15 protein-coding genes and 1 pseudogene are annotated in these 14713 nt (G+C 40.5%); 6 read left to right on the forward strand and 10 right to left on the reverse strand.

Annotated elements, in window-relative coordinates:
* Positions 1–21 precede the first annotated feature (21 nt).
* The 5 genes from CYK18_RS04775 to rsmH form a co-directional block, all read right to left on the reverse strand.
* Positions 22–2124, reverse strand: coding sequence for an ATP-dependent Clp protease ATP-binding subunit (locus CYK18_RS04775; protein ID WP_101785402.1), 2103 nt, complete (start codon positions 2122–2124; stop codon positions 22–24).
* A 537-nt stretch (positions 2125–2661) separates the two neighbouring features.
* A complete protein-coding gene (gene mraY, locus CYK18_RS04780) occupies positions 2662–3642 on the reverse strand; it encodes a phospho-N-acetylmuramoyl-pentapeptide-transferase (protein ID WP_101785404.1) in 981 nt (326 codons plus the stop codon).
* A 1-nt stretch (position 3643) separates the two neighbouring features.
* Entirely contained in the window at positions 3644–5896 is a 2253-nt protein-coding gene (pbp2x, locus tag CYK18_RS04785; protein ID WP_101785406.1) for a penicillin-binding protein PBP2X, read from the reverse strand.
* Positions 5897–5899: 3 nt separating this feature from the next.
* Positions 5900–6217 (reverse strand): cell division protein FtsL, encoded by a 318-nt coding sequence (gene ftsL / locus CYK18_RS04790; protein WP_000227825.1) that lies wholly within the window; start codon positions 6215–6217, stop codon positions 5900–5902.
* A 9-nt stretch (positions 6218–6226) separates the two neighbouring features.
* Positions 6227–7177: a 16S rRNA (cytosine(1402)-N(4))-methyltransferase RsmH gene (gene rsmH, locus CYK18_RS04795; protein ID WP_061758851.1), complete on the reverse strand. Its 951-nt coding sequence runs from the start codon at positions 7175–7177 to the stop codon at positions 6227–6229.
* A 167-nt stretch (positions 7178–7344) separates the two neighbouring features.
* Here rsmH and CYK18_RS04800 point away from each other — a divergent pair, with 167 nt between their 5' ends.
* The 6 genes from CYK18_RS04800 to CYK18_RS04825 are packed head-to-tail and all read left to right on the forward strand — an operon-like array spanning position 7345 to position 9764.
* Positions 7345–7539 carry a helix-turn-helix transcriptional regulator gene (locus CYK18_RS04800; RefSeq protein WP_001082471.1) on the forward strand — a complete coding sequence of 65 codons (195 nt, stop codon included), beginning with the start codon at positions 7345–7347 and terminating at the stop codon, positions 7537–7539.
* Between the two features lie 15 nt (positions 7540–7554).
* Positions 7555–8097: a DUF3278 domain-containing protein gene (locus CYK18_RS04805; RefSeq protein WP_061758852.1), complete on the forward strand. Its 543-nt coding sequence runs from the start codon at positions 7555–7557 to the stop codon at positions 8095–8097.
* A 10-nt stretch (positions 8098–8107) separates the two neighbouring features.
* The gene (locus CYK18_RS04810; protein ID WP_101776551.1) at positions 8108–8350 is read left to right on the forward strand and encodes a hypothetical protein; all 243 of its coding nucleotides are present in this window, start codon (positions 8108–8110) and stop codon (positions 8348–8350) included.
* A gap of 9 nt (positions 8351–8359) precedes the next feature.
* Positions 8360–8686, forward strand: coding sequence for a hypothetical protein (locus CYK18_RS04815; RefSeq protein WP_101785408.1), 327 nt, complete (start codon positions 8360–8362; stop codon positions 8684–8686).
* Positions 8687–8712: 26 nt separating this feature from the next.
* Positions 8713–9291: a DUF3278 domain-containing protein gene (locus tag CYK18_RS04820; RefSeq protein ID WP_101785410.1), complete on the forward strand. Its 579-nt coding sequence runs from the start codon at positions 8713–8715 to the stop codon at positions 9289–9291.
* Positions 9288–9764 carry a glutathione peroxidase gene (locus CYK18_RS04825; protein ID WP_101785412.1) on the forward strand — a complete coding sequence of 159 codons (477 nt, stop codon included), beginning with the start codon at positions 9288–9290 and terminating at the stop codon, positions 9762–9764. Before CYK18_RS04820 ends, CYK18_RS04825 begins: the two co-directional genes overlap by 4 nt.
* Before the next feature lie 145 nt (positions 9765–9909).
* On the opposite strand, the pseudogene CYK18_RS10930 reads toward CYK18_RS04825, so the two are convergent.
* From CYK18_RS10930 to CYK18_RS04850, 5 genes and pseudogenes are all read right to left on the reverse strand, one after another.
* Positions 9910–10200: pseudogene (locus tag CYK18_RS10930) on the reverse strand (DUF5960 family protein).
* A complete protein-coding gene (locus tag CYK18_RS04835) occupies positions 10193–10555 on the reverse strand; it encodes a hypothetical protein (RefSeq protein WP_101785414.1) in 363 nt (120 codons plus the stop codon). Before CYK18_RS04835 ends, CYK18_RS10930 begins: the two are co-directional and overlap by 8 nt.
* A complete protein-coding gene (locus CYK18_RS04840; RefSeq protein WP_101785416.1) occupies positions 10552–11967 on the reverse strand; it encodes a Y-family DNA polymerase in 1416 nt (471 codons plus the stop codon). Before CYK18_RS04840 ends, CYK18_RS04835 begins: the two co-directional genes overlap by 4 nt.
* Before the next feature lie 3 nt (positions 11968–11970).
* Positions 11971–12657 (reverse strand): XRE family transcriptional regulator, encoded by a 687-nt coding sequence (locus CYK18_RS04845; protein ID WP_033678242.1) that lies wholly within the window; start codon positions 12655–12657, stop codon positions 11971–11973.
* Positions 12658–13073: 416 nt separating this feature from the next.
* Entirely contained in the window at positions 13074–14546 is a 1473-nt protein-coding gene (locus CYK18_RS04850; protein WP_023945298.1) for a peptide MFS transporter, read from the reverse strand.
* Positions 14547–14713: the final 167 nt, after the last annotated feature.

Genomic DNA, 14713 nt, shown 5'->3' on the forward strand with positions numbered 1-14713 from the left:
TTTTATGCTCAAAATTCTGTCTTAGGCTTTTTCACGAATGACCAAAACACCATCTTCCATGTCAGCTTCTAGGTGTTTAGCATCAAGGTTATCCAAGTGGAAGTCTGTGACTTTGTCACGAATTTGTTGTTCAACCACACGACGGAGTGGACGAACACCCATGACTTCATCGTAGCCTTCCTCAGTCATGTATTCTTTAGCAGCTTCGCTCACTGCCAAGTCAATGTCTTTCTTAGAAAGCGTCTTGTTAACTTCAACCAACATAAGGTCTACAATCTTAGAAAGATCTTCTTTGCTCAAGTGTGAGAATTCGATGACAGCATTGAAACGGTTAAGGAATTCTGGACGGAAGTAAGGTTTCAAACGATCCATCAATTCTGGTTTATCAGCATCTTCTGTCAAGTTAGCTTCGTAACCAAAGCCTGCGTTTGAAGTTGCGATAATCACCGTATTCTTGAAGTTGACAGTGTTACCTTGACCATCTGTCAAACGACCATCATCCAAAACTTGAAGGAGAAGGGTGATGACTTGAGGGTCAGCCTTTTCAATTTCGTCGAGAAGGACGATTGAGTATGGATTGCGACGGACGCGTTCTGTCAAGGTATTGTTGTTGTCATCGTAACCAACATAACCTGCAGTTGTACCAATCAATTTAGATACGGCTGTGCGGTCGCTGTATTCTGACATGTCCAAACGGATGATAGCATCTTTCGTTCCGAACATATCTAGAGCCAATTGTTTAGCCAACTCAGTCTTACCAACACCAGTAGGACCTACAAAGAGGAAGCTACCGATTGGACGGTTACCTTCATCAAAACCAGCACGGTTACGACGGATAGCTTTTGCTACTGCTTCAACGGCCTTATCTTGACCAATAACTTTCGTCTGCAAACGATGACCCATATCTTTCAAACGTTCGATGTCCGTAGCCCCCATTTGAGATACTGGAATACCGGTCATTCGTTCTACAGATTCAGCCACATCGTTGACACTTGCAGTCACTTTCATATCTTCTGTATGGTTTTCGATTTTCTTTTCCAATTCTGCAATGCGTGTTTTATAGTTTAGAGCTGCTTCAAAATCTTCTGCCTCAACTGCTTTTTCTTGCTTGTCTTTTTCTGCCTCAATTTCACGTTCAACAGCATGAACATCTGTTACTGGATGCTGAGCCGCCAAGTGAGCTGCCGTTACATCTACAAGGTCGATAGCCTTATCTGGCAAGCTACGTTGAGGAATATACTGAACAGAATAATCCACCGCTGCTTTCAAAACTTCGTCTGGCAAGATGACATTGTGGTGTTGTTGATAGAGGTCACGAATTCCTTGAAGGATTTTATATGTATCCTCTGCTGAAGGAGCATTGACCTTGACTTCGTTGAAACGACGAGCAAGGGCTGCATTTTTCAAGATAGTATTACGGTATTCATCTTGAGTAGTTGCGCCAATCACTGTCAATTCTCCACGTGAAAGAGCTGGTTTCAAGATATCAGCAAGACCTTTAGACCCTTGACCATCACCTGTGCTACCAGCACCAAGAATTTGGTGAATTTCATCAAAGAAGAGGATAATATTCCCTGCTTCTTTCACTTCATTGACTAAGTTTTGAACGTTTTCTTCAAAGCTACCACGGTATTGGGTCCCAGCCTCAAGGCCTGAGATATCAATGGAAATAATTTCCTTATTCTTAATAGCAGCTGGAACATCACCATTCACAATGGCTTGTGCTAGACCTTCGACAACTGCTGTCTTACCAACACCTGCGTCTCCGACTAAAACAGGATTGTTCTTGGTACGGCGTGAAAGAATTTCAGATGCTTCTTGAATTTCCTTGTTTCGTCCGATAACAGGATCCAGCTTGCCCTCACGCGCTTCTGCTGTCAAGTTACGACCTAGTTTAGCAAGGACACCATCTTGTTTCATACCTTTACCTTGAACGTACTGAGCTTGTTCACTTCCTTCGCTTGGAAGTTGACCAGTTTGACGGTAAATAGCGAATTCTTCAGGCGTTACTTCACGGCCGTTAATCAAGTAACGACGGTTTTCTGAACTATATCCACGCATACCACCCATCAATTGGTTAAATAAATCATCCATGTTGTTAAAGTTATTAAAGTTGTTATTCATATTCTTTACCTCTTTTTGTTTACTTAGTTATGATTACTGATATTGACTATCTTTGACCTTTGTTTTAAAAATTTAGACTAGCTAAATCGCTACTCTACGTACTATTTCTGGTTTTTCTTTTTCAAGCAGGAGTAGACTATCTTTACTTCTGAAGATTTCTAGATTAAACATAGACCCCACCTCTTTCTTTTTTACTTTAAATAAGTGTTCTAGTAAGGCTTTCATTTACCTTACGTTCATAATATACCACATTAGTCAAAAAAGGTCAAGAGTTTTGACTTTGATTGACCAATGTTTTTTATACTCTTCGAAAATCTCTTCAAACCACGTCAGTTCTATCTGTAACCTCAAAACAGTGTTTTGAGCACTTCCTAGTTTGCTCGTTGATTTTCATTGAGTATAAGCGTTCTAGTAAGGCTTTCATTTACCTTACGTTCATAATATACTACATTAGTCAGAAAAGGTCAAGAAATTTGACTTTGATTGACCAATATTTTTTAAAAAGCAAAAACACCCTGAAACGTCAGGGTGCCATTCTTACATCAAATATAAAATTGCTAGGGTCAGGAGACTTGCTAGAAGCCCCACTCCCCAAAAGAAGAAGTCAACCTTCCACTCGCTCCAAGGATTTCCTTTACCAGAAAATCCTCCAAGTTCAAAATGGTGATGCACAGGCGTCATACGGAAAATACGTTTGCCACCTGTCAGTTTGAAATAACTTACTTGCATCATAACCGAAGTTGTTTCAAAAACATAAACAATTCCGATAATCAAGAGAGTCCATTCTTGGTGGAGAGCCATTGAGATAGCTGCAAGCATTCCACCAAGTGCTAAACTTCCTACATCACCCATAAAGACCTTAGCAGGCTTATGGTTAAAGACAAAGAAACCGAGCAAGCCACCAATCATGGCTAGAATCACTAGAAGGATATCCATCTGACCTTGCACATAGGCAATAACTCCATAGGCAGACAAACTAATCACAACGGAAATACTAGCTAAACCGTCAATACCGTCTGTCAAGTTGACTGCGTTTGAAAAACCGACTAGCCAGAAAAGAGCGAAGACAATATAGAAAATCCCTAGATGCACTTGGTAACCAAAGACAGAAAGCATATCTCCACCGCGCTCATAGAAAAGGTAGAAAACGACCCCACCTAGAAGCTGAAGAGCCAATTTTTGCTTGGGATTTAGCCCCTCATTGATTTTACGGAAGACCTTGAGAAAGTCATCTAAAAATCCGACAAGTCCATAAAGGACCAAGATGAATAAAATCATTCCTACATTATTGCTGAATTGGCTACTAAATAGGGCAAAAAAGAAGGCAACCAAAACAGAAGCAATTAAGAAAACCAAGCCTCCCATTGTAGGAGTCCCAGCTTTTGCCTGATGCTGTTTGACATCCTCATGCATCTGCTGGCCTGTAATTTGCGCCTTTCTATAAAATTGGATAAAGGCTGGAATTCCTACCAAAGTTAGTAAAAATGTCACAATTCCAGCACTGATGGAAATAAACATATTAGTCTCCTAAAGTTAATGTAATTTTTTTAATGTCCTTGATAGCTGTATTAGCACGAACATCTTGCTTCTGCACAGTAGAGCCCGAACCTTCAAATACAAGTTCTATATTTAACCACTTAGAAAAAGCTTCTGCGGTTGCTTTTGTCCAACCATACATATCTGGAACTTCCTCTGCTTTATCAGATAAGAGGAGAACTTGCTGGTTAGGTGCAAGATCTGTTCCTTCTTCTACAGATGATTCTTTAATCTTTGTTCCTGTTCCTACAACTATTGGTTGCACAATATTTCGACGTAAGGCTTCCGCCAAATCACCAGGTGAAATATCCTTGATGCTAGGCATTGCATACGAAGATTCTGTCGTCACTTGATCTAAATTCTTAGCTGGAGATTGAAGGTTCAGAGATTCTTTCATCGCTGAAGCCCGCTCCAATATTGGATTGGAAAACTCTCCCAACTGGGCAGCTGAATAATGCTCAGGCTGTTGAACCGTTACATACAAGATAAAATCAGGATTTTCAGCAGGATTCATAGTCACAACTGAGAAAATATAATTGGTAGAACCAACCAAGTATCCTCCATTTTTCTCATCAGCGATTTGAGCCGTACCGGATTTAACTGCTACATTTTGTCCAGGAACTGTTATAATTGGCTTTCCTGTGTAGTGATTATACATAGTTCCATATAGAGGGTCCGTCCCAACTAATATCATGTTAGTACGAGTCAAGCTTGCTGCATCTTCAGATACAGGTTTTCCTACAATCTCTTTTTGAGACTTTCGTACAGACTGATTGTTAGTATCATAAATAGCACTTATAAATTTTGGCTCCAACATAACCCCATCGTTGGCAATGGCTGTAAAAGCACGTAGCATCTGGGTCTGCGTTACAGAAATCCCCTGACCAAATGCACTCATGGCAATATCGACAATATTATCTGCAGGCAATTGACCTGAATACTCATCAGTCAGACCAAAACGCGTCGGCACCCCAAACTTAAAGCGATTGAGATAATCCAACCAAGTAGCATCTCCCATTTTTTGTTCAAGTAGACTCATTCCAACATTACTGGAGTGAGCGAAACCTTGTAAGAAAGTCATCATCCCACCAGTAGTCAAACCATCATTAACATCCCAATCTCGAATCGTCGCATCCGCTATTTTTAATTCACTGCTATTGAAAACTTCTCCTCCTGGGAAAGTGTTATTATCAATAGCAGCAGCGAGCGTCATAACCTTCATGGTTGACCCCGGCTCATAGTTACTTTGATAGAGGATATCACGCCAAACAAAGTCCTTAGTCAGCCCTTCCTTAGTATCAGCATCGAAGGTTGGTCTCTGCGTCGTTGCAAGAATTTCCCCTGTTTTAGCACTGACCAAGGTTGCTGTCATATACTTGCCTTTTACTTTCTCTTGAAAGGCATTCATCTGTGTTTCCATGAAAGATTGGAGCGGGCTAGACAATGTTGTATAAACATCCTTGCCATCTACTGTTTGTTGGGAAACTTGTTCTGTTCCGGGGACAATATTACCCAGACGATCTTTTTCATAGGTAATAATACCGTCTTTCCCTGCAAGAATACTGTTCAAGGAACTCTCCATCCCAGAAGTTCCCAGCAAACTCTTGCTTCCATCTTCATTTTCATGGAGTTGAGCTAAACCAATAAAACTAGAAGCGAATTGTCCATTTGGATAGCTTCTATTAGGGCTAGTTGTGAAGTCAATTCCTTCCACACTAGCGTCTTTTAGATCCTTTTTAATAGCCATCATATTGGCATAGGTAATCCCATTTCCCTTTGCACCAAAAGAAACTTGAGTCAGATTCGGTTGAGACAATTGTTCTTTAACATAAGACTCGTCCATATCCAAATACTTATGGAAGACCTCTGCTACCTTATTAAACTGGGCATCTTCTACATAAAGAATTTTACCCGTTGCTGATTTGTATTTTTTATCAATAACAGCATAGACATTATAGGAGGTTGCGTCCTCAGCAATCGGGACTCCATTTCGATCATAAATAGTCCCACGTTTGGCAGGGACTGTACGAGTTATTTGGTGAACTTTCTTAGCCTCTTTTACTAGATCTGTTCCAAATTTACTACCACTTCCGATAATAACAGCAAAATTGACCAAAAAGACAGCGAAAAGTACGACAGCTAACAAGCTGATGTACTTCCCCACTATTTTACGGTTTTCTGCTGGAGATTTACGGTTTCTAATCGCAAATCGGGTTATTCTTTTTGTCCACTTCATATCTTACTCCGCTGATCGAATATTCTCGTTATTCAATTTTAAGTCCTTAGAATTTGCGATTTCTTTCAAGCGTTCTGCCCTCAACAATTCATTTACCTCTTGTTTGGCATCATCCAATTCTGTCTTCTTCTCCTCTATCTGGGCATTGATTTTTGTCAGATCATTTTGTACTTGTAGGAGTCGAGTCTGCATAAAGATAATACTCAATGCCAAAACGAGAGCTGTAAACGCAATGGAGAGATAAAAAGCCTTCTCCACACGGGAGAATTTTTTTATACGACTCTGCAAGAATTGACTGGTTGTTTCTTTCTTATCTACCATTTTTTCCTCTTACTTGTGAATTTTTCTTGCCACGCGCAACTTGGCTGAGTGCGAGCGGTTATTGGCTTCTAATTCTTCTGCACTTGGCAAGATTGGCTTACGGGATACCAATTCCATCTTGGGCTTGAGATCATCCGGGATGAAAGGCAAGCCTTTGGGAACTTCAACTGTTGAAGCTTCCTTGAACAATTGCTTGGTCAAGCGGTCTTCTAGCGAATGGAAGGTAATCACTGAGATTCTAGCATCTATAGCCAACATCTCCATAGCCTGCTGGATAGATTCATCTGCTGCTCCCAGTTCATCATTGACTTCAATTCGAATAGCCTGGAAAATCTGCTTGGCAGGATGCCCCTTCTTCTTGAGTTCCTTGGCAGGTTTGGCCGACTTGATAATGTCTGCCAATTCAGTCGTTGTCTCGATTGGCTTTATTTCACGCGCTTGTTCAATCTTACGCGCAATCTGTTTAGAGAATTTATCCTCGCCATACTTAAAGAAAATACGAACCAAGTCATGATAGTCATAGTGGTTCACCACTTCATAAGCTGTCAGACTAGCATCCTGATTCATGCGCATGTCCAGTGGCGCATCCTTTTTATAAGAAAAACCACGCTCACGCTGGTCCAGCTGAGGACTAGACACTCCCAAGTCATAACAAATTCCATCAATTTCCTGAACACCAGCTTCGCGCAAACGGGCCTGTAAATGACGGAAATTGTCCTTGATAAAGGTTACCATCCCTTTTTCGATATAGGGTGCCAAACGTTTTTGCGCGTTGTCAATGGCATTCTGGTCCTGGTCAAAGGCATAGAGATGGCCTTTTTCACTTAATTTACTTAATAAATATTCGCTGTGGCCTGCTCCACCTAAAGTCGCATCAACGTAGATACCGTCAGGCTTTACGTCGAGCATATCAATCGTTTCGTGGAGTAAGACCGTTACATGATGAAATTCTTTTGTCATATCTTATCTATTTTACCACAAATCCGACCAGCTTGCACTAGTCAGACAAATAGGCCACAAACAAGTAAGAATTTCTTTAAGAAATATGTCAAATATGCTTGACATCTACTTCACAGAAGAATATAATATAGTCAAATATATGCGACACAAACCAGAAAGGAGAATAGATGAATCGTGTGAAAGAATTTCGCAAGGAACTAGGCATTTCCCAGCTCGAGCTCGCCAAGGATATCGGTGTCTCGAGACAAACCATCAATATGATTGAAAACGACAAGTACAATCCAACCCTGGAACTCTGTCTCAATCTCGCTCGTAGCCTCCAAACTGACCTCAACAGTCTCTTTTGGGAGGATAATTTTTAAAAAAGGAGCCAACTCATGAAAAAAGAAGCCTTCACTGAAAAACTTATCAAACGCATTTATGGCATTTCAGGACCACTTGATGAACACAAACGACGCGAGGCTGATCGTATCGGCAATCAAGTTTTTATCATCCTCTTTTATCTGATGACATTTGGAAATCTCATCCCCTTTGTCCTCGCTTATAAATACCCGCAAATTGTCGCTATCGGCTATCCTATTGTGGTATTCGGCATTTCGATGATTTCTGCTTTCTATGTGCTCTCCCAAACCAAAAAAACAGGGATTACAGCTATTGATCCAGATATGCTGAGTGAGAAAGAAAGCAAGCAACTACATTACCCAGGTCTGAAAGCAGGTTTGTTCTTTGGTCTATGGATATTTTTTATAACTCCTCTTCTCGATATACTCATAGGTGAAGGTCAGGACTATTTTCAGTCTCTTCTCACTATAAGAAATGGTGTATCAAGCATTCTCGGTTCTATCTTCTTCGGGGCAAGCATACAGTTCCTCATCTCCCGTCGCATTGCAAAAGCCAAGAAAAATCAGGATGAGTATTAGGAGGTGCCCTATGAAAAAAGAAAAGAAACAGTTACGTTATCCTGGTCTGAAAGCAGGTTCGATTTATGGAATAGTGATATTTTTTATAATTCCACTCATTGATACCCTAACAAGTGAAAATCCAAATTTTATCACTTCTCTTCTAAATACAAAACATATTTTTAAAACTATACTGGGAGCTTTCTTTTTCGGAGTGATGATGCATATTGTCGACTCACTTCGTATTGCAAGAGCTAAAAAAGACCAGGATTAGGAGGTACCTATGAAATCATTACTAACTTTACTGACCTATCATCTTTTGTTCAGTTCTCTGCTCATCTTCATCATCGTTTCAGGGAACTTGCCAATCTACGATATAGTCCTCCTTCCAGTCTTTGTTCCAGCCCTCAACAAAGGACTAACTTATCTAAAGATTGACTCCCAAAAAACGAGCATACTCAACTTAGCACTGTGCTTTATGATTCTATCTTTACCACAATTGATGGTCATCTCAAGCAATTGGAAATATTATTTACTGCTCACTATCGCTAGCCTTTCTTCTATCACTTATCTTTATTATCTCTATCAATTCGTAAAAGAAAGTCAGTAAAACTGCTCATTTAGGAGGTTACTAGTATGAAAAAAGATGACTTAACCACTCGCCTACTCCGAAATCTCTTTCATATCCAAGGCCCTTTTGATGAATGCCGACAAGAAATTATCTACAAGGCTTGTGCCCGTTCCATGGTCCAAATCGTTTATTCTTCCTTCTTTCTCTTCTTGTTTTATCTATTATTTGGACGCTTCATAGAGGTCGTTCGCTATGCCATGCCCTATGTTTACTCTGGACTCATTTTTTTCATTACCTTAAAAACTCAAAGAGCCGTCAAAGAACTCCACTTGGAAAAAGATGACAAGTCAGAAATCATCCTCAAAACCTACAGCAAAGCCCAAATCAAATTCCGAAGCTGGATTGTGTTTATCGGCCTTCAGATTGGCCTCTTTACCCTACTCATCTTTCATAAAGTCTTCGTTCAGCAGATGTCCTTTTCAGATTTTGGGAAGTTGCTCATGCAATTCGATAAAAGTGTTCCTTTCCTGATGTATGGCCTCATTATCGGTAGTATTTTCGGAACCCTGACCTACGGATTTCTATCACTACAAGAGGAGAAAACTCCTAAAAATACCAAACAGAAGGAGAAAAGCAATCAATGACTTCACTATACGATTTTTCAGTCTTGAACCAAGACCATCAAGAAACTCCACTAGAGACCTATCGTGGTAAGGTTCTCTTGATTGTCAACACTGCTACTGGATGTGGTTTAACGCCCCAGTACCAAGGACTTCAAGAACTCTATGATCGCTATCAAGAACAAGGTTTTGAAATTTTAGACTTCCCTTGCAATCAGTTTATGGGACAAGCACCAGGCAGCGCAGAGGAAATCAACGCCTTCTGTAGCCTACACTATCAAACCACTTTCCCACGTTTTGCCAAGATCAAGGTCAACGGTAAGGAGTCAGATCCCCTCTATGTTTGGTTGAAAGACCAGAAATCTGGCCCACTAGGAAAACGAATCGAATGGAATTTCGCTAAATTTCTCATCGATCGTGATGGGCAAGTCTTTGAACGCTTCTCTTCAAAAACGGACCCAAAACAAATTGAAGAGGCGATACAAAAACTACTATAATTCACAATCTCACTATGATTAGGTTTCCTTTAGCCTAATGAATAGTGAGATTTTTTGATGGGCTTTGACTTAAATAGAAAAACACTCCATGATATGAAACATGAAGTGTTGTAAAAATGATACATTCATAGCAGACAATTCACTACTAGACACTATTTTCAACCCCAGCATATACATATGTCCTATTTCTAGGACACGCTTTTTCCGTTACCACCCTGAAATAAAAGCTATGCTCTCGCCCATCCTTGGCATTTTCCTTGTTTAAGACAAAGTAGTTTTTCTGATTCATCGCCATGGTTCGTAGGATGTCATCAATCAAGAAAGTCAAGGGTACGTTCATGGCAGAGTATTTTTGAAAATCCTATTCAAAACGAATATAGTCATCTGAAAAATAATCCATCTGCAGTTTGTTTTCATACAGCTCTTTTCTAGTCATAAACTCCCTCCTCCCACAGCCGAATTTCTAGGATATCTGCAACCTCTATCAACCTATATCCCACGTTTGTCCTAATAGATAGAGTCTGAGGCGATAACTCTCTCACCACACCGATGATAGTGGTTTTCTGCTTCTTTTCCTTTAGCACAAAACTTCCCCTAAGTTGGCCAACATAAAGCTGAGAAAGCAAGTGCAACTTATCATCTGGAGTCAAATCCGTCGAAAAATCAACACGGCTTTTTTCTTCACTGAGCGAACTGGTGTGTTCTGAAAGGTAAAATCCCATCCACTTCTTCATACCTGGATCTTGATAATCTCGCGCGGATTGAAAAGGTAAATAAGAACGATCAATCATTGTAATCCATCTAATCCTCCAGCAGAATGTCCTCCAATCAGCTTGCTTCTAGCAAGACTCCTAGAGGCTTCTTCCAGTGCATTGGCTCTTAAAAGGGAAGTGAAACCAAATTGTTCCCGAATGGAGTCAATGGCCGTCTGGAGCCTTTCTTCTTTTTCTAACTTGTCAACATCATCAAAAAGGGAAATCAAACCAAAGGACTCATCCACAAAGCCTGAATAGTTAACTCCGACACTTCTAACCGCTCCAGAAGTGTATTTGTTATGAAATAGCTTCAAAACATAATCCGTTAAGACAGCTGTATTATTGGTAGGTTCGACCTTCATTTGTGTGTGAATAGACGACCTAGCCTCCTGTTTAGAGAAACCGACATAGATAGAAACAAGGGTTGTTTTCTTGCCAGACCTTCTCAATCTAATAGCCACCTGCTCCGCCATTTCTCGGAGAATAATTTCAATATCCCGTAGCTTCACGTAGTCTCTCGGCAAGATTTGAGAATTCCCCAAGCCCTTGGATTTGGCTTTATAGGGCTTATGAACATTGCTCTCATCAATCCCGTTAGCATGAAACCACAAACGCAAGCCAGACTGACCCAGAGCTTTTTTTAGCTGGTCGGGATTGCTGGTTGCCAATTCCTTGATGGAAAAAATCCCCAGAGCATGCAAGCGTTTCTCCATCCGCCTGCCAATCCCCCAAAAATCCGTCATCTTGGGAATGGACCAGACCTTCTCTTCCACATCCTGGTAAGACCAGTTGGCCCTCATGGTCCGAGTGTGCTTGGCTTCATTATCCAGAGCCAACTTGGCCATTAAAGGATTGGCATTTGACATGCCCACTGTAGAGTAGATCCCTGTCTGCCTCCAAATATCCCTCTGAATACGAGCAGAAAGCATATCCAGCTTGTCTTTGCGAGAGAGACTCTTGTCTGAAATGAAATAATTAAGTGAACTAGTCAGGTCAATAAAGCCCTCATCGATAGAGTAGGGATAAATATCATCTGGACTGCCATAATTCTGAAAGATTCGCTGGATTTCCATATTGACTGCGATGTACTCATCCATCCTAGGTGGCACAATCAAGGTCACTTGAGCCCAATCTTCGATGTAGCGAACATAGTCTGAGTCGGTAGGTAGCCCTTGCTTTCGAGCATTGTAATAGGAAAATTTTCGCGTTTTGATATCAAAAGGCAAATCATAGGCCCGACCAACATTTGACTTGCCAAAAATCTTCTTAAACAGGGGAGAGGAGGCTAGGATAAGACCAGTTGAGTTATCCGCGCGACTCATGACACAAAGCGAGGTTTTCAGCGGATGTAAGCCCCTTTTCACACACTCAACACTAGCATAAAAGGATTTCATATCGACAAAGGCAATGTCACTTTGGGGCTCTCTGGAATAATCAAAGTAGCCCATTGACTAGCCCTCCATCGGTACAAAATTCCCAACGATAATGCCAACAATCCGAGGATCTTCCTCATAGGAGATGAAAATATCCTTGTATTTAGGATTGATAGAGACCAGACGCAATCCATTCTCCTCTCGATAGACCCGTTTGATATAGGTCTGGTTGTTGCAAACCACTGCATAAACCGCCCCGTCATAGTCAAATCCTGTCTCTCGAATCAGAGCTACTGAACCATTTTGGTATTTAGGTTCCATGGAGTCCCCAGACACCCATGACGCAAAATCATGAGCCAATTCCTCATTAAAGTAAACCGTATCAAAATTCTGATCATCGTAGACCGAAGCCCCAATACCTGCTGACATGCGTTCATAAACACGGTACTCGTAGAGGCGCTCTGGCATAGCTATCACTTTCTGGGCTTGCTCCTCTTGAGATAGGTTGCGAGCATAGAGAACAACCTTCTCCTGCCCTTGCTTGGAGAGGCTATGGTAGAGACGGACAATCTCGATCTGAGTAAAATATCCTTTTGGCACTTTTAAAATATTCTCTAACTGAGTAACTTTCTCCTTGGACGGTTCCTTGACTCCACGTTCCCAAGCTGAGTAAGCTTGGAAACTAATCCCAAGTTGCTCTGCAATTTCCTTCTGTGTCAGTTTTAACTCTTTCCTCCGAGCCTTTAATTTTTCTGGCTGATACATACTTCACCTCCTATTATGATGCTTTAATGGACACTATCTCCCTTAGAAAGACTAATCGATGCTTGAATCCATAATTTCAAAACTCAACCATTATGGTTTAGTTTTATTATATAAAAAAAGTAGACAAATGTCCACTAGGAAAAGCAGAAACATCGTGAGTTTTATACTCAATGAAAATCAAAGAGCAAACTAGGAAACTAGCCGCAGGTTGCTCAAAACACTGTTTTGAGGTTGTAGATAAGACTGACGAAGTTAGTCACATATATACGGCAAGGCGACGTTGACGCGGTTTGAAGAGATTTTCGAAGAGTATTAATCAAACTAAAAGGATCTAGCCCTATACAATACAGAACTAAATCCTTTGAATAAATAATTGATCTAACTTTTAAAATTCCTACAGAAATTCCAGTTTTTCTCTATTTGATACCAGACATTAGTTTTTCAATACGTGGAACGTAGAAGAGTAAGATAATACCGAATACAATCGTAATTCCTCCAACAATTCCATAGTAAGCCACTTCAGTTTCACTTGTATAAAATTTTACAATTTGAGCATTGATAGCTTGGGCAGCTGCATTACTCAAGAACCAGATAGACATCATTTGTGCTTGGAAGGATTTTGGTGCTAGCTTAGTAGTGACTGATAGACCAATAGGCGAAATCAACATCTCCCCCACAATCACAATAGCCCAACTCATAATCAACCAGAAAGGACTGACCTTAACATCTGTCCCAAAGAGCATCCCTGGTAACATCATCCACAAGAAGGATAAACCTGCTGCTAATAAACCGTAAGCAAATTTCTTAGAAGAGGACGGTTGCTTTTTACCCATTTTCCCCCACAACCATGCAAAAATCGGCACATAAATCATAATGAAAAGTGGATTGATACTTTGGAAAAAGCTAGATGGGAAATGAATTTGATTTCCAAATACATTAAAGTAAAGTCGAGTTTGATCATCCGCAAATAGAGCGAGAACAACAGATCCCTGCTCCTCAATAGACCAGAAGAGTACTCCAGCGATAAATAAAGGAATGTAGGCAAACACTCGGGATCTCTCAGTAGCAGTTATTTTATGACTAGATAAAATTTTGAAGAAATAGTAGATTGGAATGATTACCGCAATCACTGTAAAGATATTAACAATCATATCCACGTTAAACTGGTGAGTAAAGACTAAACCTATAACCACGAGAATAACCATGACAAGTGTAATCAGCAAACGTTTAATCAAGGTCTGCTGGTCCTTCTGCGAAAGTGGATCAGTAGGGTAAAGACTTGATTCAGGCAGGTATTTCTTCCCATCTAAAACATACTTCACCAAACCAAAGAACATCCCAATGGCAGCTAATGAGAAACCTAGATGGAAATTGACTTCCTGACCTAGATAACCTACTAGATAAGGGGCAACGAAGGCACCTAAGTTAATACCAAATACAAAGATACTAAAACCTGCATCCCGTCTATCATCCTCTTTCTCATAAATTCCCCCAACCATATCTGAGATATTGGGTTTTAAAAATCCAGTTCCAAAGATAATCAAGGCAATAGAAAGATAGAGAGCCACTTGTCCAAAAGGTGTTGCTAAAGCAATATGCCCTAGCATAATCAGAATCCCACCGTAAAAGACAGTCTTACGGCTTCCTAAAATACGGTCACTGACAAAACCACCGACAACCGAGGATAAAAATACCAGCGAGCCATAAATCGCCATAACCGATGCAGCTGTGGTCTTATCCATTCCCAATCCACCATCTTGCACACTATAGTACATATAGTAAAGTAGGATAGCTCGCATCCCATAGTAAGAAAAGCGTTCCCACATCTCTGTAAAGAAGAGGGTGGACAAGCCCATAGGATGTCCAAAAAATGTTTTCTGTTTTTCCATATATATTCTCCTTGAACGATATAATAATTCATTTTACAGAATTTTCAAATAAATGTCAAACAAATCCTGTTTGTTTTAGAAAATTTTCTGAAAAAATCACACGTCTCATACTTAATTCCACCATAAAAATCCGTTTCAGACTAACTTCCACTTCGGTCAGGCAAGCG

Origin of the sequence: Streptococcus mitis, from assembly GCF_002860865.1 — a bacterium.
Lineage (GTDB): Bacteria > Bacillota > Bacilli > Lactobacillales > Streptococcaceae > Streptococcus > Streptococcus mitis_AT.